24 protein-coding genes and 1 pseudogene are annotated in these 25,815 nt (G+C 70.5%); 6 read left to right on the top strand and 19 right to left on the bottom strand.

Annotation, left to right across the window (positions count from 1 at the left end):
- Window positions 1–164: 164 nt before the first annotated feature.
- The 10 genes from SH922_RS04875 to SH922_RS04830 form a co-directional block, all read right to left on the bottom strand.
- The gene (locus SH922_RS04875; RefSeq protein ID WP_393055039.1) at window positions 165–1,709 is read right to left on the bottom strand and encodes a cellulose binding domain-containing protein; all 1,545 of its coding nucleotides are present in this window, start codon (window positions 1,707–1,709) and stop codon (window positions 165–167) included.
- Window positions 1,706–4,462, bottom strand: a complete 2,757-nt coding sequence (locus SH922_RS04870; protein ID WP_393063467.1) for a glycoside hydrolase family 48 protein — start codon at window positions 4,460–4,462, stop codon at window positions 1,706–1,708. The genes SH922_RS04875 and SH922_RS04870 overlap by 4 nt, the downstream gene beginning before the upstream one ends.
- A gap of 149 nt (window positions 4,463–4,611) precedes the next feature.
- Window positions 4,612–6,147, bottom strand: a complete 1,536-nt coding sequence (locus SH922_RS04865; protein WP_393055037.1) for an endo-1,4-beta-xylanase — start codon at window positions 6,145–6,147, stop codon at window positions 4,612–4,614.
- 750 nt (window positions 6,148–6,897) lie between these two features.
- Window positions 6,898–7,296, bottom strand: coding sequence for a cupredoxin domain-containing protein (locus SH922_RS04860; protein WP_393055035.1), 399 nt, complete (start codon window positions 7,294–7,296; stop codon window positions 6,898–6,900).
- A 3-nt stretch (window positions 7,297–7,299) separates the two neighbouring features.
- Window positions 7,300–7,827: a hypothetical protein gene (locus SH922_RS04855; RefSeq protein ID WP_393055033.1), complete on the bottom strand. Its 528-nt coding sequence runs from the start codon at window positions 7,825–7,827 to the stop codon at window positions 7,300–7,302.
- 150 nt (window positions 7,828–7,977) lie between these two features.
- Entirely contained in the window at window positions 7,978–8,136 is a 159-nt protein-coding gene (locus SH922_RS04850; RefSeq protein WP_393055031.1) for a hypothetical protein, read from the bottom strand.
- A gap of 132 nt (window positions 8,137–8,268) precedes the next feature.
- Complete coding sequence (locus tag SH922_RS04845; RefSeq protein ID WP_393055029.1) at window positions 8,269–9,219, bottom strand: cytochrome c oxidase assembly protein; 951 nt, start codon at window positions 9,217–9,219, stop codon at window positions 8,269–8,271.
- 118 nt (window positions 9,220–9,337) lie between these two features.
- Complete coding sequence (locus SH922_RS04840; RefSeq protein WP_393055027.1) at window positions 9,338–10,363, bottom strand: 6-phosphofructokinase; 1,026 nt, start codon at window positions 10,361–10,363, stop codon at window positions 9,338–9,340.
- Window positions 10,364–10,506: 143 nt separating this feature from the next.
- Window positions 10,507–11,235 (bottom strand): type 1 glutamine amidotransferase, encoded by a 729-nt coding sequence (locus SH922_RS04835; protein ID WP_393055025.1) that lies wholly within the window; start codon window positions 11,233–11,235, stop codon window positions 10,507–10,509.
- A gap of 37 nt (window positions 11,236–11,272) precedes the next feature.
- Window positions 11,273–12,511 (bottom strand): MurT ligase domain-containing protein, encoded by a 1,239-nt coding sequence (locus tag SH922_RS04830; protein ID WP_351002623.1) that lies wholly within the window; start codon window positions 12,509–12,511, stop codon window positions 11,273–11,275.
- A 338-nt stretch (window positions 12,512–12,849) separates the two neighbouring features.
- On the opposite strand from SH922_RS04830, the gene def reads away from it, so the two are divergent.
- Window positions 12,850–13,395 carry a peptide deformylase gene (gene def / locus SH922_RS04825; protein ID WP_393055022.1) on the top strand — a complete coding sequence of 182 codons (546 nt, stop codon included), beginning with the start codon at window positions 12,850–12,852 and terminating at the stop codon, window positions 13,393–13,395.
- 9 nt (window positions 13,396–13,404) lie between these two features.
- Here the strand turns inward: def and SH922_RS04820 are convergent, their stop codons facing one another.
- Window positions 13,405–14,055 (bottom strand): TetR family transcriptional regulator, encoded by a 651-nt coding sequence (locus SH922_RS04820; RefSeq protein WP_393055020.1) that lies wholly within the window; start codon window positions 14,053–14,055, stop codon window positions 13,405–13,407.
- Between the two features lie 172 nt (window positions 14,056–14,227).
- On the opposite strand from SH922_RS04820, the gene SH922_RS04815 reads away from it, so the two are divergent.
- Both SH922_RS04815 and SH922_RS04810 read left to right on the top strand, forming a co-directional pair.
- Window positions 14,228–15,457, top strand: coding sequence for an acyl-CoA dehydrogenase family protein (locus SH922_RS04815; protein ID WP_362557413.1), 1,230 nt, complete (start codon window positions 14,228–14,230; stop codon window positions 15,455–15,457).
- 149 nt (window positions 15,458–15,606) lie between these two features.
- Window positions 15,607–16,005, top strand: coding sequence for a hypothetical protein (locus SH922_RS04810; protein ID WP_393055018.1), 399 nt, complete (start codon window positions 15,607–15,609; stop codon window positions 16,003–16,005).
- Window positions 16,006–16,066: 61 nt separating this feature from the next.
- On the opposite strand, the gene SH922_RS04805 is transcribed toward SH922_RS04810, so the two are convergent.
- From SH922_RS04805 to SH922_RS04795, 3 genes are all read right to left on the bottom strand, one after another.
- On the bottom strand, window positions 16,067–16,555 hold the full coding sequence (locus tag SH922_RS04805; RefSeq protein WP_393055016.1) for a glutathione peroxidase: 489 nt from the start codon (window positions 16,553–16,555) through the stop codon (window positions 16,067–16,069).
- 257 nt (window positions 16,556–16,812) lie between these two features.
- Entirely contained in the window at window positions 16,813–17,379 is a 567-nt protein-coding gene (locus SH922_RS04800; RefSeq protein ID WP_393055014.1) for a GNAT family N-acetyltransferase, read from the bottom strand.
- Window positions 17,380–17,392: 13 nt separating this feature from the next.
- The gene (locus tag SH922_RS04795) at window positions 17,393–17,974 is read right to left on the bottom strand and encodes a helix-turn-helix domain-containing protein (RefSeq protein ID WP_393055012.1); all 582 of its coding nucleotides are present in this window, start codon (window positions 17,972–17,974) and stop codon (window positions 17,393–17,395) included.
- 163 nt (window positions 17,975–18,137) lie between these two features.
- Here SH922_RS04795 and SH922_RS04790 point away from each other — a divergent pair, with 163 nt between their 5' ends.
- On the top strand, window positions 18,138–18,572 hold the full coding sequence (locus SH922_RS04790) for a hypothetical protein (protein ID WP_393055010.1): 435 nt from the start codon (window positions 18,138–18,140) through the stop codon (window positions 18,570–18,572).
- A 30-nt stretch (window positions 18,573–18,602) separates the two neighbouring features.
- Here SH922_RS04790 and SH922_RS04785 read toward each other — a convergent pair whose 3' ends face one another.
- Both SH922_RS04785 and SH922_RS04780 read right to left on the bottom strand, forming a co-directional pair.
- Complete coding sequence (locus SH922_RS04785; RefSeq protein WP_393055008.1) at window positions 18,603–19,943, bottom strand: chloride channel protein; 1,341 nt, start codon at window positions 19,941–19,943, stop codon at window positions 18,603–18,605.
- Window positions 19,944–20,083: 140 nt separating this feature from the next.
- Entirely contained in the window at window positions 20,084–21,520 is a 1,437-nt protein-coding gene (locus SH922_RS04780) for a DUF2252 domain-containing protein (RefSeq protein ID WP_393055006.1), read from the bottom strand.
- A 158-nt stretch (window positions 21,521–21,678) separates the two neighbouring features.
- On the opposite strand from SH922_RS04780, the pseudogene SH922_RS04775 reads away from it, so the two are divergent.
- Window positions 21,679–21,903: pseudogene (locus SH922_RS04775) on the top strand (glycoside hydrolase family 15 protein); the annotation flags it as partial.
- Window positions 21,904–21,948: 45 nt separating this feature from the next.
- On the opposite strand, the gene SH922_RS04770 reads toward SH922_RS04775, so the two are convergent.
- Window positions 21,949–23,718, bottom strand: coding sequence for a cation:proton antiporter (locus SH922_RS04770; protein ID WP_393055004.1), 1,770 nt, complete (start codon window positions 23,716–23,718; stop codon window positions 21,949–21,951).
- A gap of 206 nt (window positions 23,719–23,924) precedes the next feature.
- Window positions 23,925–24,614 carry a hypothetical protein gene (locus SH922_RS04765; protein WP_393055002.1) on the bottom strand — a complete coding sequence of 230 codons (690 nt, stop codon included), beginning with the start codon at window positions 24,612–24,614 and terminating at the stop codon, window positions 23,925–23,927.
- Between the two features lie 67 nt (window positions 24,615–24,681).
- On the opposite strand from SH922_RS04765, the gene SH922_RS04760 reads away from it, so the two are divergent.
- Entirely contained in the window at window positions 24,682–24,906 is a 225-nt protein-coding gene (locus SH922_RS04760; protein ID WP_393055000.1) for a DUF6011 domain-containing protein, read from the top strand.
- 4 nt (window positions 24,907–24,910) lie between these two features.
- Here SH922_RS04760 and SH922_RS04755 read toward each other — a convergent pair whose 3' ends face one another.
- The gene (locus tag SH922_RS04755) at window positions 24,911–25,792 is read right to left on the bottom strand and encodes an acyl-CoA thioesterase (RefSeq protein ID WP_393054998.1); all 882 of its coding nucleotides are present in this window, start codon (window positions 25,790–25,792) and stop codon (window positions 24,911–24,913) included.
- Between the last annotated feature and the right edge of the window lie 23 nt (window positions 25,793–25,815).

Raw genomic sequence — 25,815 nt, 5'->3', positions numbered from 1 at the left:
CGCAGGCGGCTTGTGGGGGTGTCGCTCCGGTCCGCCGTCCACGGGGACGGCGAGCCGGTGGTGCGTCGGTGAGGACGTGGGTGGTTCCCCGATGGCGGGCAGAGCGGGGTGAATGGATAGCCCGCCATCGGGAGTTCGCTGGTGACCGGCCGTTCAGCCGCCGGTCACGGTGCGGTGCCCGCGGACAGGGCGCCGTTGACGTACACCCCGACCTTCGAGGCGTCGGCGAAGGCCGTGTTGGCGCCCCTGCTGTAGTCGTCGGTCTCGTTGAAGGCGGACCAGTCGGCCTTGTTGAACCGGAGCTGGATCTCTCCGGTGGAGGCGCCGGGGGCCAGGCTGCCGCCGGTGAAGCCGACCTCCAGGTAGTGGTCGGCACCCGGTCCCGCGGAACCGGCCGACACCACGCGGTGGGTGACCGCGCCGCAGCCGAGCACCGCGTAGTCGCACGAGGTTCCGTACGAGGCGGAGCCGGACTCACCGCTGAACCAGTAGCGAAGGGTGACCTTGCTCAGGTCCACCGCCGTGGTGCCGGTGTTGACCAACTGGAGGCCGGGCCTGATCTGGTTGTCGCCGGGCGACGCGTCGTTGTTCTTGTACTGGACCTTGAGCGCACCGGTGCTTCCACCGCTGCCTGCCGCGGTGGTCGCGCTGACCGCCGCGGAGGCCGCGGAGGTGTTCCCGGCCGCGTCCCTGGCCCGCACGGTGTAGCTGTGCGAGGACGAGGCGGCGAGACCGGTGTCGGTGAACGAGGTGGATGCGGTGGAGCCCGCCTTCACCCCGTCGCGGTAGACGTCGTATCCGCTGACACCGGTGTCGTCCGTCGCCGGGGTCCAGGACAGCGAGACCGAACTGCCGGTCGTGCCGGTCACGGTCACGCCCGCCGGCACCGTCGGCGCCTGGGTGTCCTCCCCGCCACCGCCGGGCTCCGTGCTCGCCTCGAAGGAGAACTCGTTCATCCCGAGGCCCTGACCACCCTGCCAGATCTCGAACCCGGCCTCGGCGTCGATCAGGTAGTGCGCCGGATCGATCGATCCGCGGCCGACTCCGTCGTCGATCAGACCCTTCACATCGAAGTCGGCGAGCTCGGTGGCGCCGCCCTGAAGGACGTACGAGATGACCTTCCAGCCCGAAGCGCCGGGACCCGTCCAGACGTCCCAGGTCCGGCCGTCGAGCTGCACCGTCGCGGTGCGGGACCCGATCGGCTGGACTCCGCCGCGGTGGTTCATCCAGATCATGACCTCGGTGCCGTCCGGCTGGTCGTCGGTGACCGGCGCCGAGTTGAACCAGATGTCCATCGACACGTTGTACGCGCCGGAGCCGACCTGGGTGGTCGACCAGTCGGTACGCACGCTGCCCAGCTCGTCGACGCGCAGCGGCAGCCCGCTGTCCGTCGTGCACGCCCCCCAGTGACAGCCCTTGTAGCTGGAGGGGTACGTCGCCGGGGCGCCGTTCGTCGGCAGGGAGAAGGAGGACTTGGTGACGCTCCAGGCACCCGTGTCCGGATCGACGCTGACACACTGCTCGGTCTCGGAGTTCCACTCGTTCTGCTGGTAGAGGTACTCCCCGCCCTGCAGTTCGGTGGTTCCCCACGGGGTGCAGTCGGTGACCGGTGCCGCCGAGGCGGCCGGGGCACCGGTGAGCATCGACGCGCCGGCGAGCACGAGTGCCGCAGCCGCCCCGGCCAGTGCCGGGAGCCGCCTGCCTGTCATGGCGCGACCCCCCAGGCAAGGGTGCCGGCGACATAGGCGCCGACCTTGGAGGTGTCCGCGTACGTGGTGTTGGTGGCCCGGCTGTAGTCGTCGCTCTCGTTGAAGTTGGACCAGTCGCTCTTGTTGATCCGCAGCTGGAGCTCGCCCGTAGACGCGCCGGCGGCCAGCGTGCCGGCACCGCCGGTGAAACCGATCTCCAGATAACGGTCGGCACCCGTCTTCGGGCTGGAGACGGCGACCACCGAGTGGGTGATGTTGGACGAGCCGAGCGCGGCGTAGTCGCAGTACGTGCCGAAGGTGCTCGGGCCGCCGTCGGAGGTGAACCAGTAGCGCACCTTCACCGTCGACAGGTCGATCGGGGCGCTGCCCGTGTTCAGTACCTGCAGGCCCAGCCGGATCTGGTTGTCGGTCGCGGACGAGTCGGTGTTCTTGTACTGGACCTTCACCGCGCCTGTGCCGGTCGAGCCGCCGCTCTTCGTGGTGGCGGTGACCGCGGCCGACAGCGCCGAGGTGTTGCCGCCCGCGTCCCGTGCCGCGACCGTGTAGCTGTATTCGGTCGCCGCGGCGAGGCCCGGGTCGGTGAACGTCCGGGTGGTGGCGTTCCCCGCCAGTACCCCGTTGCGGTACACGTCGTAGCCGGTCACGGCGACGTTGTCGGTGGCGGCCGACCAGGAGAGCGACACGCTGTTGCTCGTCGTCGCCGTCACGGTCAGTCCGGCCGGAGCCGTCGGCGGCTCGGTGTCCCCGCCCGGCTCGCCGCCCCCCTCCACCAGCAGTTCCGCGTAGATCGCGAAGGCCAGTGCGAGCGCCGCCTGCGCCCAGAACCGGTGGTAGGTGAAGGTGGGGGCCGCACCGCCGTCCAGGTAGGCCTGCACCTTCGGCCAGTCCGGGTCGTCCTTGTACCAGCTGCGGATGTCGATGAAGGTCGAACCCGGCTCGATGGTGTCGCCGTTCGGCATCGTGCCCGACCACCCGGCCGGGATGTACACCTCGTCGTTGAAGCGGTTGTAGTCCTTCCTGGTCTCCGGCACCGAGATGCCCTTGTCGGTGGCGTTCAGCGCCATCGCGTCCAGGAGCGCCTTGGCCAGCGCCGCGGCGTCCTCGTCACCCGACTTGGCGGCGTAGTAGGTGAGCGTCTTGACGTACGCGGCGCCCACACCGACGTCGTTGGCGTAGTCGACGACCGTGACGTGCAGACCCGCGTTGTCCCCGGGGGACGCCGCGTCCCAGGTGTCGGGCTGCCCGGTCCAGTTGAGCGTGGACGGGAAGCGGAAGCTGCCGTCGGCGCCCACCGTCGTCTCGGACGAGGCCCAGGCGACCCACTTGGACAGCACCGCCTCGGCGGCCGCGTTGCCCGTCTCGTGGTAGTACGCGGCAAGGCGCTCCATGCCCCAGGCCTGGAAGCCGAACCAGTTGTTGCTCGCCGGGTCGTGGTAGACCGGCTGCCAGTCGTAGGCCATGCCGTAGAAGGTGGGAGTGCCGGCCGGCGGCGCGCTGTAGCTCCCCTCCCAGCTGTTGGTGCAGCCGCCCGCGAAGGCGCCCTCGCTGGACTGCAGCCAGGTCAGGAACTCCAGCTGCCGGGTCAGGCTCTTGGACCAGTCGCCCCTGGCCGTCGCCGACTTGGGCGTCAGCGCCGGTACGTTGGACAGGGCCCAGGCCGCCAGCGGGTTCTGGTAGCCCTGGTGGGAGGCGCCGTCACCGATGCGCCAGGCCCAGCCGCCGCCACTGCCGGCCGCCGCACCGCCCCAGGCGTAGTACCAGGACAGCAGGTAGTGCTGGGAGTCCCGGCCCGTGGCGGCGGGGCAGGAGGCGGGGTCGGTGCAGTCGCCGACCCGCTTGAAGTACTTGTCGAACATGGCGTAGCGGAGGTAGTCGCCCATCTTGGCCGCCTTCGCGACCGAGGCCGAGACCGCGCTCGCCTTGCCCTGGTCCGAGGCCCAGCGGTACGCCCAGTAGGCAGCCTGCACCGCGCGGGCGTCGGCGTCCGGCGCGTTGGTGTACTTCCACTGCTTGGCGTAGCTCGCGTCATCGACGAACAGGTCCAGATATCCGTTGGGACCGCCGTACTTGAAGAGGTCGGTGGTGGGCTGCGGGACGGTCTCCCACACCGACTCCTGCGCACCGCGCTGGTAAGTGTTGATGTAGGAGGCGCCGGCGCCCGGCCCGGACTCGCCGCCGGTGCCCGGCTTGTTGCCGTACCCGTAGACGTTGTCCAGGTCCATCAGCCAGTGCATGCCGTACACGTCCATCGTCCCGTAGGACGAGGCGAGTTCGGTGGCGAGCGGGTCGGTGCCCACCTTGACGTTGCCGTCCAGGGCGGAGGGGTAGCCGCTGGGCAGCGGGTGCTCCGGGGCGTAGGTCGCGGGCGCCGACGGGTTGTAGGAGTCGGCGGTCGACTGATCCGCGTGCTGGGGAATGATGGTCTTCTCGGCCACCGTCCAGGCCGCGTTGAAGGGCGCCCAGTCACCGGTCACCCGGCCGTACGCCGCCTCCAGCCACATCCAGAAGCTGACCGCCTCCGACGTGGTCTGGTGGCCGTGGTCGGGTGCCTCCACCATCAGGGTCTCGACCGAGTGGTACGGCAGGCCGTCCGGGCTGAAGTAGCCGTTGGCGGACGCCTTGATTTTGCCGTACTGGGTGAGGAAGGCCTGGGTGTACGGGTCGTCGGCCGCGGCCGCCCGGGCAGTGCTGCCGGCCGTCTGCGCGGCGGGCTTGGCGACGGCGGTGCCCTGCGCCAGGCCCACGGCGAGCATGCTGCCGCCCAGGGCGCTACTGAATGTTCTACGTGATATCGACACAAATCCTCCATTGGCGGGTGTCGTTGGGGGAAGGGAGGAGGTGAGAGCGGGGATGGGGGAGAAGCGGGGGAGTGCGGAAGGGGGACGGCCGGTGCGGCCGGCCGTCAGGGCTCGATGCCCCAGACCAGGTCACCGGCGACGTAGACGGCGACCTTCGGCGCGTCCGCGTACGAGCCGGCGGAGCCGTGGCTGTAGTCGTCCGACTCGTCGAAGTTCGACCAGTCCGTCTTGCTGAGGCGCAGCTGAATCTCGCCGGTGGTGGCGCCCGGTGCCAGACTGCCGCCGGTGAAGCCCACTTCGAGGTAGTGGTCGGCGCCGGACTTCGGGGTGCTCACGGCGGCCACCCGGTGGGTCACGGTGGAGCAGCCGATCGGGGACCAGTCGCACCAAGTGCCGTACGTGGAAGCTCCGTTGTCGGAGGTGAACCAGTAGCGGACGGTGACGTCCGAGAGGCTGACCGCCGCGGTGCCGGTGTTCACGAGTTGGAGGCCGGGCTTGATCTGGTTGTCGCCGGCCGAGGAGTCGCTGCTGCGGTACTGCGCCTTGAGCGCGCCGGGGTCGCCGCCCTCCCCGCCCTCGTCGTCGCCGCCGAGCGCGGTGCGCACGGCGGAGTACGCGGGCTTCGGCAGAAGGTTCTCGTCGTACAGATTGGCCGCACCCTGACCCGGGAACGTGCTCGGGACCCAGGAGTACTTGTCCGTGTAGTCCCAGACGGTGATGCCGACGCAGCGCTCGACCGCCAGGCAGGCCTCGGTGACCTGCCGGTAGTACGAGGACTGCGTGGCGGTCTCGGTCGCGTCGGCGGGCAACTGCATGCGCACGTCGAGTTCGGTGACGGCCACGTCGAGACCGAGGTCGGCGAACCGCTGCATGTTCGCCTGCATCTGGTACGGGAAGCCGTACTGAACGGCCAGATGCGCCTGCATGCCGACCCCGTCGAGCGGCACACCCTCGTCGAGCAACTCGCTCACCAGGGCGTACATGGCGTCGCTCTTCGCGCCGAGCCCCTCGATGTTGTAGTCGTTGATGTACAGCTTGGCGTCGGGGTCCGCGGCATGGGCGGCGCGCAGGGCGGTGGCGATGTAGTCGCTGCCCATGGCGGTGTAGAAGGGGCTCGTACGGAAGGTCCCGTCCTCGTTGAACGGTTCGTTCACCACGTCCCACGCCAGGACCGCGCCGCGGTAGTGCGTCGCCTCCTCGGTGATGTGGTTCGTCATGGCCGCCTTCACCTGGACCGACGGCAGCGAGCCGACCCAGCCGGGCAGCTGACTGTGCCAGACGAGGGTGTGGCCCCGCACGGTCTGGCCGTGCTGTTCCGCGAAGTTGGTGATCACATCGCCCTTGGCGAAGTTGAACTGGCCCTGCACCGGCTCGGTGGTGTCCCACTTCATGGAGTTGCCGGGGGTGATCTGCCCGAACTCGGAGCCCAGAGTGGCCGCGTAGGCGGCATCGGGCAGTTCGGGGTTGTCGGTGGCGGAGCCGAAGTACTTGCCCTGGGCGGCGGCGAGTTCATGCAACGTGCCCTGCTCGGCCGCGGTCGCCGGTCCGCCCATCAGGGTGGTGGCGAGTGCCAGGGCTCCGACCAGGAGGGTCGGGAGCCCTCCGGTGCGGCTGTGTCTACAGCGCTTCACCAAGCTCATGACGAACGCCTTCCTCTGCCAGACAGCGTGGAGCGTTACGGGGAGCGCGGCTGCGCCCCGTAACGCCCCTTTCGCCACCGGGTGTTGGGGGAGAAGGGAGGGGAGTGGAGTGTGCAAGTCTTGATTGTGGGAGCGCTCCCAAGGTGGCGTGGTGATGGGCACCTGTCAAGACTTAAATCACAACTGCCTTACGGGTGCGTTAACTCGGCCATACGTCGAACGGACGCTGGGCGCGGTGTGGTTGGCGGTCCTGGGAGTGGCCGGTGGTGCTCGTACGCGGCACTGTTCCCGCCGCCGTGTGAACCCTCTGCCGGACGCGGGGACGAAGGTGCGTGCGGGGCGGGCATGGCGTGTTCGCGATTGCGTGCGCACGGCTGTGGAGGGCGCCGTGGATGCCGCCGAGCTTGCGCACGTTGGGTGATGGCCGGGGAGGTTCATGCGTCAGCGCGACAACTTCCGGCAGGCCGGTGTCACGGCTGCGCACCGCTCCGCGTGCCGTCCGCGGAATGCGCTGGACAAGTCGTGCGGAGGAGGGCGGCCGACAGCTCCACGGAGAGGCCCGTGCCGGGCGCCGACCCGTCGTACAAGTAGTGCAACCGTGTACCAATCTTGGCGGAGAGTGACGAACTGGCTGCGCCGGGAGGTGGTGCGGATGGGGCGCCCGGGTGGCCCGCACGGCGTGCGCGAAGGCGTACGCGAGCGGCCGCCCGGCCGGGAGAACCGGTCAGCCGGGCGTCACGGAAAGCCGTCTCAGCGCACCGTGAGTGAGCCGTTCATTGTCGGATGGATGGTGCAGATGTACGGGTATGAGCCCGGTCGGGCCGGAGCCTCGAAGGTGACCGTTTGCCCCGACTTCACCTGACCGGTGTCGAAGGCCTTGTCAGCCGTGGCCGTCACTGTGTGAGTTGCCGAATCCTTGTTGATCACGGTGACCTTCGTACCCGGGGCGACGGTCAGGGCGGCCGGATGGAACGCGAAGTCCTTGATCGTGATCAGGGCGCCGCCTGCCGACCGCGAGGCGGTGGGCAGGGTGGGGGAGGCGGAGGGCGAGGAGCCGCCACCGCCGCCGGAGCAGCCGGCCAGGGCGGTGGCGCAGGCCACCGAGACCACCACCGCGATGCGCGCCCTGGCGGGAAGCAGTGCGAGCACGGCTCAGTACCCCCCGTTGTTCGAGGATGAAGGGGAGAGCGGGGCCTTTGTGATCTTGTTCCCGGTGGCGTCGAGGACGTACCAGGCCGCACCGAAGCCGTTCGACCCCTGCCCGTTGGTGTCACCGGCACCCGTGTCGCCCGCGTAGCGATACAGCGGGTGACCGTTGTACGTGATCTCCTTGCGGCCGTCGTCACGCGTCGTGGTGCCGAGCAGGGAGGCCTTCACGCCCTCGCCGGCGACCGGCTTCCCGGTGACGGTCACGGGCGGCCAGGCCGTTGCGCAGTCACCGTTGCAGGTCGACTTCGAGGAGGTGTCCGCCTCCCAGAGGTACAGGGTCCGGCCGTCGCCGTCGACCAGGATGGTGCCCAGCGGGCTCGACGCGGCCGCCACGGTGCCGGATCCCTGCGTGCCGGCGGACGCGGAGGCCGACGCCGTGTCGCTGCTTCCGTTGTCGTCCGAGCATCCGCCGAGCACGGCGGCCAGCAGGCTCACCGTGGCGGCAGCGGTCGTACCAGCGCGGTTCCGCATCACGAACTCCTCGGGCCCGGCCGCCGTGACGGCGGCACCGTGGCCCGAACAGTAAGGGCCGGCCCGCCCGGCCCCGGACAGGCGCTCGGGGCGAGCCGCAGGCCGGCACCGTCCGGGTGTACGGGACCGGCTGTCCCTGCTCCGTCCGGCTCAGGTCTCGCGGGTGGCGACCATTCCCATCGTGATCAGTCCCAGCACCACCCAGCCGAACCAGAGCCAGCCGTTGCTCCCCAGCGCCACCGTGTACGCGGTGACTGCCACCAGGGCACCTACGGTGAGCACTCCCATGGTCTTCGTGGATCCGGACATGCGCGCACCTTCCTAGAGGTCCTGTCCGGGGTTCCCCGTCTGCGCTCCGCGCGGACGACGGGGAACCCCGGACAGGACCTCATCGGCCGCGCGGCCGTGGATGCCATCGTCACCCCGAAGGCCCCTCCACCGCTACTGTCCGCGCGCCTGCAACGAGGCGAGATAGGCGTTGTACGCCTGGAGCTCCTGGTCGCCGTCCCGGTCCGCGGCACGGTCCGAGCGCTTGGCCGTCCGCTGTTCCGAGCGGTACCACTGGAACACCAGGGCCACCAGGACCAGCACCGACGGGATCTCGCTGAACGCCCACGCGATGCCGCCCGCAGCGTTCTGGTCGGACAGGGCGTCGATGCCGAGCGAGGCCGGGGGGTTCTCGTAGACCTTCACCATCGGCTGGCTCGCCATCATCAGCGCGATGCCGAAGAAGGCGTGGAACGGCATCCCCGCGAACAGTTCCAGCATCCGCATCAGATAGCCCGGACGGTGCGGCCCCGGGTCGATGCCCATGATCGGCCAGAAGAAGACCAGCCCGACCGCCAGGAAGTGCACCATCATCGCGAGGTGCCCGGCCGTCGAACCCATCAGGAAGTCGAAGAGCGGAGTGAAGTACAGCGCGTAGAGACTGGCGATGAAGAGCGGGATCGTGAACACGGGATGCGTGATGATCTTCATGTACCTGCTGTGCAGCAGCATCAGGAGCAGCTCGCGGGGCCCCTTGGTGCCACGCGCGGCGACCGGCAGGGCACGCAGCGCGAGGGTCACGGGCGCACCCAGCAGCAGGAGGATCGGCGACAGCATGCTGATCACCATGTGCTGCACCATGTGCACACTGAACATGACCATGCCGTAATCGTTCAGCTTGGTGCACATCACCAGGGCGATGGTCAGCACCCCGACGACGAAGAAGACGATCCGGTTGACCGGCCACGCGTCCCCGCGCCTGCGCAGCCGCAGCACCGCGTACCCGTACAGGACCACTGCGAGGACGCAGCCGATCAGGAAGAACGGGTCCGCGGAGAACTGGAGCCCGCGTCCCAGCGTGAACGGCGGCAGATCCATGTTCATGCCGTGCCCGCTGTGATCCATCTGTTCACTCCCGATGGGGTCGCCGGGACGTCCCCGTTTCGTGCCTGTTGTCCCGACCAGAGTAGAACCGCCCCCGGCCGCGGTTGCGGCCGGGGGCGGTCTCGGGTCGTGGTGTGGCTCAGAGCACGCACTCGGCCTCGGCATAGCGCTCCGCCGGGACCGTCTTCAGGGTCTCCACGGCGTCCGCGAGGGGAACCATCGTGATGTCCGTGCCGCGCAGGGCCGTCATCATGCCGAACTCGCCGCGGTGTGCCGCCTCCACCGCGTGCCAGCCGAAGCGGGTCGCGAGGACGCGGTCGTACGCGGTCGGCGTGCCGCCGCGCTGCACATGGCCGAGGATCACCGGACGCGCCTCCTTGCCCAGGCGCTGCTCCAGCTCGATGGAGAGCTGTGTCGCCACGCCGGCGAAGCGCTCGTGCCCGTAGATGTCCTTGACGCCCGCCTGGAACTCCATGGAGCCCTCGCGCGGCTTCGCGCCCTCGGCGACCACGACGATCGCGAACTTCTTGCCGGCCGAGAAGCGCCGGCCGACCAGCTCGGTCAGCTCGTCGATGTCGAAGGGGCGTTCGGGGACGACGATGGCGTGCGCGCCGGCCGCCATGCCGGAGTGCAGGGCGATCCAGCCGGTGTGACGGCCCATGACCTCGACGATCATGACGCGCTGGTGGGATTCGGCGGTGGTCTTCAGCCGGTCGAGGGCTTCGGTGGCCACGCCCACCGCGGTGTCGAAACCGAAGGTCACGTCGGTGGACGCGATGTCGTTGTCGATCGTCTTCGGTACGCCGACGATCGGCAGGCCCGCCTCGGACAGCAGGTTGGCCGCCTTCAGTGTGCCCTCGCCGCCGATCGGGATGATCGCGTCGAGGCCGAGGTCCGCGACATGGCCCCTGGCCTGCTCCACGCCGCCGCGCAGGTGCGCGGGCTGGACCCGGGAGGAGCCGAGGATCGTGCCGCCGCGGGCGAGGATGCCGCCGACCGCGTCAAGGTCGAGCTTGCGGTAGTCGCACTCGAGGAGGCCCCGCCACCCGTCGTGGAATCCGATGACCTCGTCGCCGTGGTCGACCACAGCGCGGTGGACGACGGAACGGATGACGGCATTGAGGCCGGGGCAGTCGCCGCCGGAGGTGAGCACACCAATTCGCATTGCCCGGGAAACCTTTGCAACGTGGGCCGACGACCGGACCACGTCGTCCGGTTGAATCCCCGCCACCCTACCGGCGCAGGGTGGCGGGACCGAACCGGGCGTCCGCCTGCTGGACTCCGCTCAACTGAGCCGAATACGCCTCATCAGGCGGGCTGGGTGGCGGCGGCGATGCGCTCGGCGCGCAGCGCCTCGTACCAGCGGTCGTCGGTGGGCGGCAGCGCGTTCACATCGAGGGCCAGCTTCAGCAGCAGATCCGCGATCAGCGGGTTGCGCGCCATCACGGGCCCGTGCATGTACGTGCCGAACACGGTGTCGTTGTACGCGCCCTCCGTACCGTCGCCCGTGCCGTTGCCCCGGCCGAACCGCACCCGGGCGAACGGGCGTGCCGTCGGCCCGAGATGGGTGATGCCCTGGTGGTTCTCGAAACCGGTCAGCGGCGGCAGCCCGAGATGCGGGTCGATGTCACCGAGCACGTCGCCGACGCACCGCTCACCCTCACCGCGGGTGGAGACCACGTCGAGCAGCCCGAGACCCTGCTCGCGCTCACCGAGGTCGTTGATGAACTCGTGGCCGAGGATCTGGTACCCGGCGCAGACCGAGAAGATGATCGCGCCGTTGGACGCGGCCCGGCTGAGACCGCCGTCGCGGCGCAGCCGCTCCGCCGCGAGCCGCTGCGGCCTGTCCTCACCGCCGCCGATCAGATAGATGTCACCGGACGTGGGGACCGGCTGGTCGCTGCGCACGTCGACGCGCGACACGTCGAGACCGCGCTGACGTGCCCGGCGCTCCACCACGAGGGCGTTGCCCTGGTCGCCGTAGGTGCTCAGCAGGTCCGGGTAGACCCACACCAGCCGCAGGCTGTTGTTGCTCATGCTTCGTCGTCCTCTCCGGAGGGGGCCGGGGCCGGGGTCAGTTGCCGACACGACGGCGCAGATCCTGGAAGGCGGTGTAGTTGGCGATGACCTCGATGCGTCCGGGCGGTGCGTACTGCACGGCCTCGTCGAGGTTCTCGCAGACCCGGAAGTCGAGACCGGCCACTTCGAGGCGGACCGCGAGGTCCAGCTTGCGGTCGCCGAGCACGAAGATCGGGTGGCCCGCGAGCTGGGTGTAGTCCACGTCCCACAGCCACGAGGTGTCCGTGCCGTCCGCGCCTCGGGCGTTGACGGACAGGATCACCGGGGTGGGCGGAGGATCGATCAGGGAGAACGTCTCCAGCCAGCCCGCCGGGTTCTTCGCCAGCAGGAGCCGCAGCTCGCGGCCGAGGAAGGTGACCACGTCGTAGCGGCCCGCGACGGCCTGCACCTGGTACATCCGCTCCAGGGCGACCTGCGGCGGCACCCCGAAGACGGCGGCCACGGCGGCCGAGCTGGTGGCATTGGCCTTGTTGGCGCGCCCGGGCAGCTGGAGATGGATCGGCCACGCCGAACCGTGCGGGTCGAGCACGTAGTCACCGTGCAGGACCCAGCTGGGCGGCGGTCGGCGGAAGCCGCACTCGCCGCAGAACCAGTCGTCGCCGGGGCGCTGCATCACACCGCCGCAGGACGGGCAGGACCAGGCGTCGTCCTTCCACGCCTGTCCGGCCGCGACCCACACCACGTTGGGGGAGGAGGAAGCCGCCCAGACGATCAGCGGGTCGTCGGCGTTGGCGACGATCACGGCCTTCGAGCCGGACAGTCCCTCCCGCCACTTCTCGGCGAGCATCCGGGTCTCCGCGGCGCGGTCCAGCTGGTCGCGGGAGAGGTTGAGGAGTGCGATCACCTTGGGCGTCGTGTCGCGGGCGACTCCCGCGAGGTACTTCTCGTCGACCTCGATCACGCCGTACTGCGCGTCCGAGCCGCCGGCCAGGGCCGAGGTGATGCCCGCGGGCATGTTGGCGCCGAGCGCGTTCGACACGACCGGGCCCGCGGCCCGCAGTGCCTCGGCGATCAGCCGGGTCGTGGTCGTCTTGCCGTTCGTCGCCGACACGAGGATCACGTCCAGGTGCTGCGCCAGCCGCCCGAGCAGGTCGGGGTCGAGCTTGAGCGCCACCCGGCCGCCGATCACCGATCCGCTGCCTCGCCCGGCCGCTCGCGACACCGCCGCAGCGGCCTTGCCCGCCGTCACGGCCAGCTTGGCCCGCGGCGACAACGGCTCCGTGTTGCCTGCCATCGTCCTAGATCCTCCTTGCATCGGTCCGCGCCCAGCCTATCGATGTCCGGCGTGGCGGAGGCACGGCGGCACCGCCCGGGCCGTGGAGTTCCCGTGGAACGTGCAGCGGGCTAAATAGCACCCACGCATTGATGCGGCAAACATACAGGTCAGAGAGTATTCGTCTTGTCAGGCCGGCTCCGGACCCCTCCCTTGCCCGGGCGGTGCCGAGACGGCCTGACCGTGTGTCACCTCTTGTCGCCCTCGCCGGCCATCGGTGCGAGGGCTCCGGAACGAGGTTTCCGCGGGCGCTGCGGCTCCGTGCCGGGCGTTCCGGTGCGGACCGTACGATGGCCGGCATGCGAAACCGTCCCATCCCCGGCAGCTCCGGCCTCGTCCGGACCATGAGCCTGCTCGGCGACCCGGTGCTCCACGCCGCGTGCGAGCCGGTCACGGACTTCGGGCCCTCGCTCGCCCGGCTGGTCGAGGACATGTTCGCCACGATGTACGCCGCGGAGGGCGTCGGGCTGGCTGCCAACCAGGTAGGTGTGGCGCTGCGCGTGTTCGTCTACGACTGTCCCGACGACGAGGACGTCCGCCACCTGGGGCACGTGGTGAATCCCACGCTCGTGGAGGCCGACGGCATCTCGGTGCGTGGTCCGGAGGGCTGCCTCTCCCTGCCGGGGATCGAGGCCGGCACGCCGCGCTTCGATCACGCCGTGGTCGAGGGGCTGACGGTGGAGGGGGAGCCGGTGCGGATCGGCGGGACGGGCTTCTTCGCCCGTTGCCTCCAGCACGAGTGCGATCATCTCGACGGCACCGTCTACACGGACCGGCTGACCGGGCTGCGCCGGGCGCGCGCGCTGCGTGCGGCCCGCCGGGCGCCCTGGGGGCGCACCGGCTGACCGGCGGCGTCAGAACCCGGGACCGCCGGGGCGGTCGCCCGCCGCGGCCAGCCTGCCCCAGAGCAGATCGGCCAGGCTGTGCACCAGCTGGTCACGGGAGCAGGGGCGTTCGCCCAGCCACCAGTCGCCCGCCGCGTGCATCATGCCGACGATGCCGTGGCCCCAGATCCGGGCCATCTCCTGGCTGCCGGGGCCGAGGTCCACCCGCTCGGCGATGACCGTGGCGAGCTCCTCGCCGAGGCGGCGCAGCAGTGGGGCAGAGTGCCGTCCCACGTCGAAGCCCTGCTCGGGCGAGGGCGCCGCGTCGTCGGACGGGTGCATCAGGAAGCGGTAGACCTGCGGACGCGCCTCGATGGCCGCGAGGTAGGTGTCGAGCGTCGCCTCGACGCGTTGGCGGCGGTCGGCGGGGGCGTCGAGGGCGGCCCGCAGGGCACTCAGCAGTGCGTCGGTGTGCCGCTTGGCGAGGGCGCGGTAGAGGCCGCCCTTGTCGCCGAAGTGCCGGTAGAGGATCGGCTTGGTGATGCCGGCCTCCGCCGCGATGGCGTTCATCGAAGCCCCGGGGCCGTCCCTGAGCACCACGCGGTCGGCGGCCTCGAGCAGTTCACGGCGGCGGCGCTCAGCCGCGGTCCGCTGTCGCTCGGCCTTTCGTGTGGTCTCCATGTCGTTTCTCCCACCCCTGACCCTGCATGTCCGTCCTGCCTGCGCAACGTAACACCCTGCCCAGCGGTGCGTGGATCGCCGCCCGAGCGGTTGACACAGGCTACTTGTCAGTAACAGACTGTTGTTACCGCAAGTAACGATCAGTTTTTGACGGCAGTACGTGGAGGGGAACATGGCCGAGTTCACGCTCGAGCTCAACGACGACCAGAAGCAGGTCCGTGACTGGCTTCACGGCTTCGCCGCGGATGTGATCCGTCCGGCAGCTTCGGAGTGGGACGAGCGTGAGGAGACGCCCTGGCCCGTCATCCAGGAGGCCGCCAAGGTCGGAATCTACTCCCTGGACTTCTATGCGCAGCAGTTCTTCGACCCGACGGGCCTCGGCATCCCGATGGCGATGGAGGAGCTGTTCTGGGGCGACGCGGGCATCGCCCTGTCGATCGTCGGCACCGGCCTGGCGGCCGTCGGCGTCCTCGCCAACGGCACCGAGGAGCAGATCGGCACCTGGATCCCCCAGATGTACGGCGACGCGAACGACGTGAAGGTCGCCGCCTTCTGCTCCTCCGAGCCAGACGCCGGTTCCGACGTCGCCTCGATGCGTACCCGCGCGGTGTACGACCAGGCCAAGGACGAATGGGTGCTCAACGGCACCAAGACCTGGGCGACCAACGGCGGCATCGCCAACGTCCACGTCGTGGTCGCGGTCGTCGACGCCGAGCTCGGTTCCAAGGGGCATGCCTCCTTCATCGTTCCGCCGGAGACCCCCGGCCTCTCGCAGGGCCAGAAGTTCAAGAAGCACGGCATCCGCGCCTCCCACACCGCCGAGGTCGTCCTGGAGGACGTGCGCATCCCGGGGCACTGTCTGCTCGGCGGCAAGGAGAAGCTCGACCAGCGTCTCGCCCGGGCCCGCGAGCGCGCCGCCTCCGGTGGCGGCGAGCGTGTGAAGAACGCCGCGATGGCCACGTTCGAGGCGTCCCGCCCGGCCGTCGGCGCGATGGCCGTCGGCACTGCCCGCGCCGCGTACGAGGTCGCGCTGGACTACGCGAAGACCCGGACCCAGTTCGGCCGTCCGATCATCGACAACCAGGGCATCGCCTTCCAGCTCGCCGACATGCGTACCCAGATCGACGCGGCGCGCCTGCTGGTCTGGCGCGCCTCGTGGATGGCGACCGCCGGCAAGCCGTTCGAGTCGGCCGAGGGCTCCATGTCCAAGCTGTACGCGAGCGAGACGGCCAAGAAGGTCACCGCTCAGGCGATACAGATCCTCGGCGGCAACGGCTTCACCCGTGAGTACCCCGTGGAGCGGATGCACCGGGACGCGGCGATCTACACGATCTTCGAGGGGACGAGCGAGATCCAGCGTCTGGTGATCGCCCGCACGCTGTCCGGGATGCCCATCCGCTGACGCCCCGCCAGACCTCCGGCCCCGGCCCCCGTTCCCTGTCGCGCCGACAGGGAACGGGGGCCGCGCCGGTTCGGCGGGGATGGTGTGCCCCTGGCCCGTCCCTGTAGATTCCCCGTGAAGATCATGATCGGTCGATGGAGGGGGTATCCATGCTGAAGACCGCCGCCGCCCGGGTCGTGACAGCCGCCGCTGCCGCGCTCGGGCTCGTCGTCGCAGTCCAGGGCACGGCTTCTGCCGCACCGAAGTCGATCTCCGTCGGATCCGGCGGATACGGGCAGTGGAACGCCGACCCGTCCGGCGGCATCCCCGGTGACTCGATCCGTGCCTGTGACGCGGCCGCGGACGGCTGGAGCGTCGAGGTGAGGCTCGACATCGGCCGCAACGGCACCTGGGACCGGGTCACGAGCACCCGGGGCCACAACTCGCCCTACTGCGGCGCTTGGAAGAGCGGCGACATTCAGGAAGGCACGCCGGTGAGCATCCAGGTGACGTATGTGAACGGCGAAGTCACCTACCCGAAGGGGTCCCTCCTGCTGAGCCACGCCTGACAGCGGGCCCCGTCCGCCGGGTCGGCGTCGACCGGCCCACCCGGCGGGGCGCCGGGATCACTCAGGCGGGGAGCTGCGCCTCGATGGCGGCGACGACCTCCGGAGCCTCAGGCTCGGTGCGGGGGCGGATCCGGGCGACCGGCTCGCCCGCGGGGGAGATGAGGAACTTCTCGAAGTTCCACTGGATGTCACCGGCCTCACCGTCCGCGTCCGCGAGCTGGGTGAGCTCCGCGTAGAGCGGATGCCGGCCGGCGCCGTTGACATCGGTCTTCGCCAGCAGCGGGAAGCTCACCCCGTATGTCGTCGAGCAGAACGTCTGGATCTCCTCCGAGCTCCCCGGCTCCTGGCCGCCGAACTGGTTGCAGGGCACGCCGAGCACGGTGAAGCCCCGGTCCCCGTATTCCTTCTGGAGCCGTTCGAGTCCGGCGTACTGGGGGGTCAGTCCGCACTTGGAGGCGACGTTGACCAGCAGGACCGCCTGGCCGCGGTAGGCGCCCAGCGTGGTCGGCTCGCCGGTGAGGGTGTGGAGCGGAATGTCGTGGAGCGTCATGGGTCTCTCCTCGTGGGTGTCTTATGCGGTCATTCTTACGACCTGATGCACGATAGCGAGCCGGCTCCCGACGCCCTGCGGCTCGTCCCCTGTCCAGCGCGCACCAGGTCCCCACGCCCGCAGGTTCATCGGAACGAAGCCACCCTGGAGCCCGGCAAATGCGCCGACGCCGTGATCGCGCGCGGCAACCCGCTCGACGACATCCGGGCGCTCGGCGACCCCGCGAATATCCTGCTGGTCATGAGGGACGGCGTCGCCTACGAGGACGTCGAAGGGCTCGCCGCCCGAGCGGGTGCCGAACCGCCCCGGCCGACCGCCTTGTAGTAGAAGGTGGTCGGCTTCAGGACACCGGCCGGGTCACCTGCGTAGTCCGGAACGGACCCGCACTCCGTCCATCCGGCCGAGCGGTACAGCCGCTCGGCCGGACTTCCGCTCTCGGTGTCCAGGATCAGCAGCGTGACGCCGTCCTCGGCCGCCGAGCGCTCGACCGCGTCCAGCAACGCCCGGCCGAGTCCCCGGCCGCGCGCCGACGGACGGACCATCAGCTTGGCGACCTCGGCGCGGTGGCGGGCATTGGGCAGAGGTGCCCGGGCGAGGCCGATGGTCCCCGCGATCCGCTCACCGTCCCGGGCGATCCAGGCCCGGTGATGCCCCGCGTCGACAGAGGCGGCGCGCTCCCGCCACCAGCATGCGGCGGCATCCCGGTCGAGCGGTGCCAGGAAGCCTACGGAGGCCCCGCCGTCGACCGTCTCCACCAGGAGGGCAGCCAGCTCATCGGCGTACGTGACCAGTTCGGGTCCGGTCACCGGGACGATCTCGGTCATGCGGCAGGTCCTTTCACGGTGTGACGATCATCAGTGCGTAGCGGACCCGTTCCGGGCCCGGACAGTGGAAGCGCGAAGGGCCGCGCAGCAGGAACCGCAGGCAGTCGCCCGGGCCGACGGTGTGCACGGTGGCGTCGACGGTGATCTCGACCGTCCCCTCCAGGACCCAGACGTGCTGCTCCAGGCCGGGCACGGGCGGATTCTCGTACGCGATCACGGCACCCGCGTCGAGGATGCCCTCGATGACCTCCGCGCGCAGACCGGCATGCGGAGGCGAGACGGACCTGCGCACGAATCCCGACTCCTCGTCCCGCCAGACCGTCTGACGTCCGGCGGGCACCAGCTGCGGTGGCTGGGTCTCCACCTCCAGCAGCAGCCGGGACATGGTTCGCTCGTGGACGGTGCACAGCCGGCCGAGCTGGGCGGCGGTCGGACTCAGCTCGCCTCGTTCGAACCGGGAGAGCGTTGAGCGGCTCAGCCCGCTGCGCCTGGCCAGCTCGTCAAGCGACCAGCCGCGCTCGATGCGGAGTTCACCGAGCCGCGTCGCGAGCCCTGCCTCGACGGACCCGGCCTCACCTCTGTCTGCGTCTCTCACATCAGAGATGCTATCTCCAGATGGAGAGAACGCGGAGTGAGGGTGCCCGGACGCACATTCCTCGTTCTGCCGGTCGGGTTCCGTCGTGCCACCCTTGAACGGGGGTACGCCCGGCCGGGCGCTTCGGTCCTGCCGGGGGGTTCCGTGACCCGAGGAGGCCGATATGGCCAGTACCAGCAACGATTCGGGGGCGGTCCGCGACACCGCCACGAAGTCCCACCCGCTCCAGACGGGCTGGACCGTCTTCGCCGCCATCCTGATGATCTTCGGCGGCGCCATGTCGATCTTCCAGGGGATCGCCGCCATCGCCAAGGACGACGTGTTCGTCGCCACCCGCAACTACGTGTTCCAGTTCAACCTGACGGGCTGGGGCTGGATCCACCTCGTTCTCGGCATCGTCATCGTGCTCGCCGGCTGCGCCCTGTTCACCGGGGCCACCTGGGCGCGTGTCGTGGGCATCGTCCTCGCCGGACTCGGTGCGCTCGCCAACTTCATGTGGCTGCCGCACTATCCGTTGTGGTCCATCGTGCTCATCGCCCTCGACGTCTTCATCATCTGGGCACTCTGCGCCGGACCCCACGAGAAGGAAGGGGTCTGACGGGAAGTCCCGCATACCGGTCGGAGCCGCTCACGGTGTGTGCGGCTCCGCCGTGAACGCTGCCGGCGGGGCGCTGATCCTCAGGGTGACGACGTAGGAGACGACCACCGACACGATCACGAGCGGCATGACGGTGAGTCCCTCGGACCCCAGCAGTAGCGTGGCCAGCAGAACCGACGTCATCGGCAACTTCAGCATCGCCACGCACATCGCCCCGATGCCCATGGCGAATCCGGACGTCAGGTTGAGCCCGGGCAGGTGGGAGAGCGCCAGTCCGCCGGCGGCTCCCAGGAACATGGAGGGGAAGATCGGGCCTCCCCGGAAGCTGCCCAAGGAGGCGCAGTAGGCCAGCGACTTGCATGCGATGAGCACCACCAGGGTGACCGCGGAATAGTGCGCGCCCTCGGAGAGCAGCGGGTCCATGGCGTGCTCGCCCGAGTACAGCACCTGCGTCGCGGAGTTCCCGGTGCCCTCGGCGTAGACGAGCGCGAGCACCCCGACCACCAGGCCCATCGCGGCGGTGGCCACCACGGTCCGCCGCTCCACTCGCGGCTGCAGGAACAGTGAGAGCCGTTGGATCGCCGCACCCAGGAGCGCGGCGCCCAGACCGAGGGCGACGGCCCAACCGAACTCCGCGACGGTGGGGTCATCGGCGTGCGGCACGTTGTGCAACGCCAGTGAGTACGTCCCCAGGCCCGTCCACGAGCCCAGTCCCGTGAAGATCAGCGCGCCGATGCCCGCCGCCAGGAGGCCGGGTACGAGAGCCACCCCGAGCATCATCCCGGCCAGTCCCGAGGCCTCCATCAACAGGAACGCGCCGAGCAGCGGGGAGCCCAGCAGGGCGCTGACGGCGGCGAAGCTGCCCGCCGCACCCACCACGGCGCTCGCCCCGGGATCGATGTCCGGTTTGATCAGCCGCACCGCGTACACGGCCAGGCCCCCGCCCAGAGCGATGAGCGGCGCCTCCGGGCCGAGCACCGCGCCGAGGCCGAGGGAGGCGAGCGCCGCGAGGGCGATGCCGGGCAGTTGCGCGGCTGTGGGGGCGCCAGTACTCACCAGCCCCTCGGCCGGCTTGTGCCCGCCCGTGCCCGGGAGATACCGGATGGCCAGCCCCGTCAGCAGGCCCGCCACACAGAGCAGGGGTACCGGCCACCACGAGGGCGTCGAGGCGAAGCCCAACGCGTCGGGCAGATCGTCGTACGTGAGTGACTGGAGTTCGGAGACCAGGGCGAGGAAGCCGAAGGCCGCCGCCGAGATCGGAACCCCGAGGATCGCCACCATCGCCAGCAGGACCGCGTAGCCGCGGGTGCGGATCAGGGCGACGGGATCCGGCGGCTGGGCGGCGGGCACTCCGGCTGGTTCGGGCGACATGCTCGTTGACTCCTCGGCATCGGAAATCCCCGGTGAACGCCCTGTCCCCAAGGCATCATCAAGGTGATACCACGATGTGCCGATTCGGCCGATATGTCCGCGCTGTAGAGGTGCGGTTCGAAACGCGCTGGCGGGCGGAGTCAGGAGGCTTCGCCGTCCGGTCCGGCCGAGGGCAGCCGACCGGACCGTACCGCGTCGACCAGAGTCTGATGGTCACGCTCGTTCCGGTCGGCGTACGACTCGGCGAACTGCTGGAGAGCTCTGTCGAACACCTCGCCGCGGCCCAGGTACGCCGCGATCGCGATCCGGTCCCCCGACCGGGCATGGGCCCGGGCCAGGGTGGCACCGCAGACCTCTCCGAAGACGCCGAGCCCTCGCGGGACCATCAGCTCAGGCTGGGCGATGCCCTTCCAGTCGCGCAACTGCCGGATGTAGAAGTCCCGACGCCGGCCGTCGATCCCGTCCACCCGCTCCCAGCCCAGGAAGATATCGCTGGCCGCCTGCATCAGCCGCTGTCCCGCGACCACCCGGCTGCCCTGGTTCCGGTACCGGCTCGCGCCCGCGTACGGGGCGAGCACCGAGGTGTCCGCCTCCTTGGCCTGCAGGAAGAGCGGGTCCCCGCTGTCCCGCCCGAGCAGGAGGATGATCCAGCACCTGGTGCCGACGCTGCCCACGCCGACCACCTTGCGGGCCACGTCGACGAGCCGGAACCCGGAAAGGAGAGTGCGCCGGTCGGACGCCAGGGACTGGCCGTATCCGTCGATCAGCCGGCGGAACTGCTCCTCGAACGCAGAGCGCTCCATGTCGGGCAGCAGATCGTCGACCGGGACGAGCAGGGGCGGGTCCGCGGCGATCCGGCGCCTTCCGTCGACCACTTCGGTGAGCTTGTCGAACGCCTGCAGACTGTCCCGGGTGCGGGCCTTGTCCATGGCGCGGGCCACTCCCTTGCGGCCGCGCTTCTTCAGCTGCTCCGTCGCCACGGTGCGCAGCCGGTCGGCGTCCGTCCGCGCGTACCAGACGTCGAGATGGCGCATGCCCGCGAACCGGATCATCGACTCCCGGTACGACCTGACCGTGGCCAGCACGATGGCGGCGCGCTCCCGGTCACCGAAGCCGTTCGCCCGGCCCGCGATGACGAGGCTGGCCGCCAGCCGTTTGACGTCCCACTCCCAGGGGCCCGGCAGAGTCTCGTCGAAGTCGTTGATGTCGAAGAGCAGCTGCCGCTCCGGCGAGGCCAGCAGCCGGAAGTTCAGCAGGTGCGCGTCCCCGCACAGCTGAGCCATGATCCCGGAGACCGGGGTGGTGGCCAGATCGGCGGCCATGATCGCGGCCGCGCCGCGGTAGAAGCGGAACGGGGACTCCGTCATGCGCCCGTAGCGGATCGGGACGAGCTCGGGCACCCTGGCCGCCGACTGGGCCTCCAAAATGTCCAGCGGATCCGGCCGGCCGGGGCCCGGCTCGAACACCGCGTGGCTCGACCGCGGCACCGCTCGTCGGGCCGCCTTGCCGCGCGCCGCCCGCTCGTCGGGCGTGGGGAACTCGCCGCCGTACGGTACCGGCGTGATGTCGTGCGGCATCGGGGACCCTCCTGACGCTGCGCGGGCGGGAAGGGAAGACGCTGCCCGGCTCCTTCCGATCATCGCCGCTCGGCGCGGTTCCGGCACCAGCAGACAGGCCGGCCGGGCGGGGGCGCCCGGTTCGGCGGACAGTGGGTGACGCCCAGGTGTGCCTGAGATGCACCTTCCTCCGCGTCGACGCGCTGGCCCGCGCCGGACGGCTGCGACTGGCCCGGTACACCGTCGAGAAGGTGCTCACCCATGCCGACCACGTCGGCCTCTTCGCGGAGGAGATCGGCCCCGGTGGAGGGCGAATGGGCAACGTCCCGCAGGCATTCACCCACCGCTCGCTCATCACCGCGGCTCGCACGCTCGACGAGGACCTGGACCGGCATGGCGACTGAGCCGGGGCAGCCCGGACAGGGCCGGACACCGGCCGCACGCCACGGTCAGCGGGTGAGAGTCCCGGCGGGCGGGCTGAGCAGAATGACGGTGTCACCGGGCTCCGGCGCAGGGGTGCGCGCGTCCGTCACCGGTACAAGCCCTCCGTCCGGCCGCACCACGAACAGCAGCTCGTGCCCGGCCGGGAGGCCGCCACCGGCCGGCCGTGCCACCGCACGGGCACCCGCCGCGTACCTGTGGGCAAGCTCAGGTCCGGTGAGCCCGCCGCCGAACAGTGCCTCCCCGCCCGTGTACGGCGCCACCACCCCGTGGCTCGCCGTGGGTGCCGCGAGCCGGTGGACCTGGCCCTCGACGTTCTCGCGGAGCGTCACCGATGCGAGCGCGTTGAAGTCGTCCTCGCCCGTGAGCAGCAGCACCCCGGTGATCCCTTCGAGTTCCGCGCCGGCGCCGGTGGCCGAGGCGAGCAGTTCGCCGGGCGCCAGCTTCAGTCCGGCCTCCTCGATCCGTGCCCGCTCACGGTCGGCGCCGGCCCACATCAGGACGTCCAGCCCCGCCGAACGCAGGGCGCACGCAAGGTTCACCGCCCATGGCGCGCCGCCGACCAGCAACGGCCTGGAACGTGCCGGGCGCAGCACGCCCAGCCGCCTGGCCACCGGGAACGCCGTCAGGCCGTACAGCATGACCGTGGCGACGATCACCACGAACGTCGCCGGAAGGATGCGCTGGGCGCCGGCGATGTGGTGGTCGACGAGCTCGGCCGAGAAGGTGGAGGCCGTCGCCGCTGCGACGATGCCGCGCGGCGCCATCCAGCCGATGAACCACCGTTCCCCGCGCGGCACATCGGTACGCAGGGTGGCGAGCTGGGCCACCAGGGGCCTGGTCACCAGCACGAGCAGGGCGACCAGCGCGAGCGACGGCAGCACCACGTGCCGCAGCGACGCCGGTGTGACCGTGGCCGAGATGGAGATGAACAGCAGCCCGATGATCAGTGAGACCAGGGTGTCGAAGAAGGGCCGCCGCGCGGGGAGATCCAGGCCCGGCAGATTGGCCATGGCCATCCCCATCACGACGGCGGAGATCAGACCCGTGTCGTCCCGCAGCGCGTCACAGGCCGCCGCCACGCCGATCACGGCGGCGAGCTGCACCGAGGTGGCCAGCTCCTCGCTCAGCCGCACCTGACGGAGCAGCAGCCACAGCACACCGGCACCGACCGCGCCACCCGCCACGCCCACCGCCGTACTGACCGAGAACCCGGCCAGCTGGCTGCCGAACCCCGGACGGTCGCCCGCGAGGACCCCGTGGAAGACGAGCGCTCCCAGGATGCCGCCGACCGGGTCGATCAGAGACCCCTCCCAGATGAGGACGCGCTGCAGCCGCTCGGTGGGCCTGACGAAGTTGAGCAGCGGCCCGACGACGGTCGGTCCGGACACGACCAGGATCGCCGCGAGCATCACCGCCGCCCGCATCGACATGTCCAGGACCGGTACGGCGAACAGCGCGGCGGACACCACGGTCAGCAGCGTCCCCAGCCAGAGCAGCCGGACCACGACACGACGCGTGTGGCCCTTGAGCCTCTTGAGCTCCAGCCCCAGACCGGCGTCGTACAGGATCACCGCCACCGCCAGGGACACCAGCGGCGAGAAGGAACTGCCCAGCAGCCGCTCGGGATCGACGTTGTCGGTGAGCGCCCCGGCGGTGAAGCCGACCGGCAGCAGCACGAGCAGCGCCGGGATGCGCAGCCGGCTCGCCAGCAGCTGTGAACCGACCGCGAGCACCACGATCAGCCCGATGCCCACGAATACCTGATCCGCCGTCATTGCCGCCTCCTCCGGCGCGAGCGCCGGGGCAGCGGTCGCGACCCGCGGAGCACCGCGTGCGACCACCATCCGTGGCGGCGCACGGCCAGGATGCGAGGGCTCGCTCCGACGGGCTCCCCGGCACTTCGGTGTCCGCCGTATGGGCTAACGGAGTCCGCGGCGGCCGGTTGTGCACCGCTGGGGGCAGACGTCACGCTCCGGGCGGATCACTTCCCGTTGTCCCAGGGGGTGCCCATCCAGCTGTCGAAGGACCGGATCAGTGCCGACAGCGCGGCCGCCAGCCGCAGGTCGGCCCACTGCGCGTGCACCTGGACCTCGTCCTCGTCGGACCGGAACTCCAACGGGGCCTCCTGGCCCGTACGCCAGATGATGCGCCGCGGTCCGCGTGCCACATCACCGCCGCCGCTCACCAGGCTGCCCACGCCGATGGCCACCTGGACGGGGAACAGCAGCCACCACACGTACCACCAGAAGATCCGGCCCTTGAACCCGACCGCCTCCGGGCAGCCGGTCTGGGAGACCGTCCACCGGGTCCGCAGACCCTTGCCCGACAGCGCCTTCTCCCGCACGAGAGTGCCGATGAGTTCGCCCTGCCCACCCCACACCTGGTACACCGAAACGCCTTCGCCCGCCGACGTGGTGACGAGCGTGGCCAGCCGGGAACGCCGCTCCGGGCCGTCCCAGAGGACGAAGGAACGGGCACCCGATTTCCGTGCCGCGAGATACGCCGGTATGCCGCCCTGCGGCAGTTCGCGCTCCAGATACGCGACCACGTGGAACGGGCCCCTGGACGTGTCGGTGACGACGTGGCGGAAGCCTTCGGCCACGCCCGGCAGGATCTCGGCCCCGGCTTTCCGTTCCTTGGGCAGGGCCATCACTTTCAGGGCGCTGAGCACGTGCGACTCCTCCGTTGTGCGCGGTCGGGAAGTCGAAGCGTAGACGGGCACCTGAGAGGATCGACGTGTGGAGCCCTCAGAACCCGCCCCTGACGCCGAGCCGCTGCCCGGAACCGCCGCGGCCACCGGCAGCCGCCCGGTGCGCTGCCGCATGTGCGGCCGTCCGCTCACCGGTACGGCCTCGCGCCGCACCGGGCTCGGCCCGTCCTGCGACGCCAAACTGCACCCGGCACCGCCGGACATCCGCACCCGCCGTCACGAGGTGGAGCAGGAGCCGCTGCCGGGTACCTGAGCGGTCAGGACGACTGCGCGCCCAGCCGCCGGAACAGCCCCTCCTGCACCACCGACACCAGCAGATTGCCCTCGCGGTCGTAGATCCGGCCGCGCGCCAGACCCCGCCCGCCCGTCGCCACCGGCGACTCCTGGTCGTACAGGAACCACTCGTCGGCCCGGAACGGCCGGTGGAACCACATTGCGTGGTCCAGCGACGCCATGTCGAAGCCGCGCGGCCCCCACAGCGGCTCCACCGGGATGCGCACCGCGTCCAGCAGCGTCATGTCGCTCGCGTACGTCAGCGCACAGGTGTGCACCAGCGGATCGTCGCCGAGCGGGCCGACCGCGCGCATCCACACCGCGCTGCGCGGGTCCGCGTCCTTGATCTCCTCCTGCGTCCAGCGCAGCCGGTCGACGTAGCGGATGTCGAACGGCTGGCGCCGCGCCATGCGCTCCAGCGCCTCCGGCAGACCGCCCAGATGCTCGCTCACCTCTTCGGCGACCGTCGGCAGCTCCTCCGGATCGGGCACCACACGGGCCGGCGGCAGCTGGTGCTCGAAGCCGGCCTCCTCCGGGCGGTGGAAGGACGCCGTCAGATTGAAGATGGTCCGGCCCTGCTGGACGGCCGTCACCCGGCGGGTGGTGAAGGACCGGCCGTCCCTGACCCGTTCGACCTCGTAGACGATCGGCACCCCGGGACGGCCCGGCCGGAGGAAGTAGGCGTGCAGCGAGTGCACCGGCCGGTCCCCGTCGGTGGTGCGGCCCGCCGCGACCAGTGCCTGTCCTGCCACCTGCCCGCCGAAGACCCGCTGGAGGGACTCGTCGGGACTGCGGCCGCGGAAGATGTTGACCTCGATCTGCTCCAGGTCGAGCAGGTCGACCAGACGCTCGGCGGGGTTCGTCATGCGGTTCTTCTCCACTCTCGCAG

The sequence above is a fragment of the Streptomyces sp. LN549 genome (assembly GCF_043203805.1).
In the GTDB taxonomy this organism is placed as follows: domain Bacteria; phylum Actinomycetota; class Actinomycetes; order Streptomycetales; family Streptomycetaceae; genus Streptomyces.
This window is presented reverse-complemented; position numbering and strand designations above follow the sequence as displayed.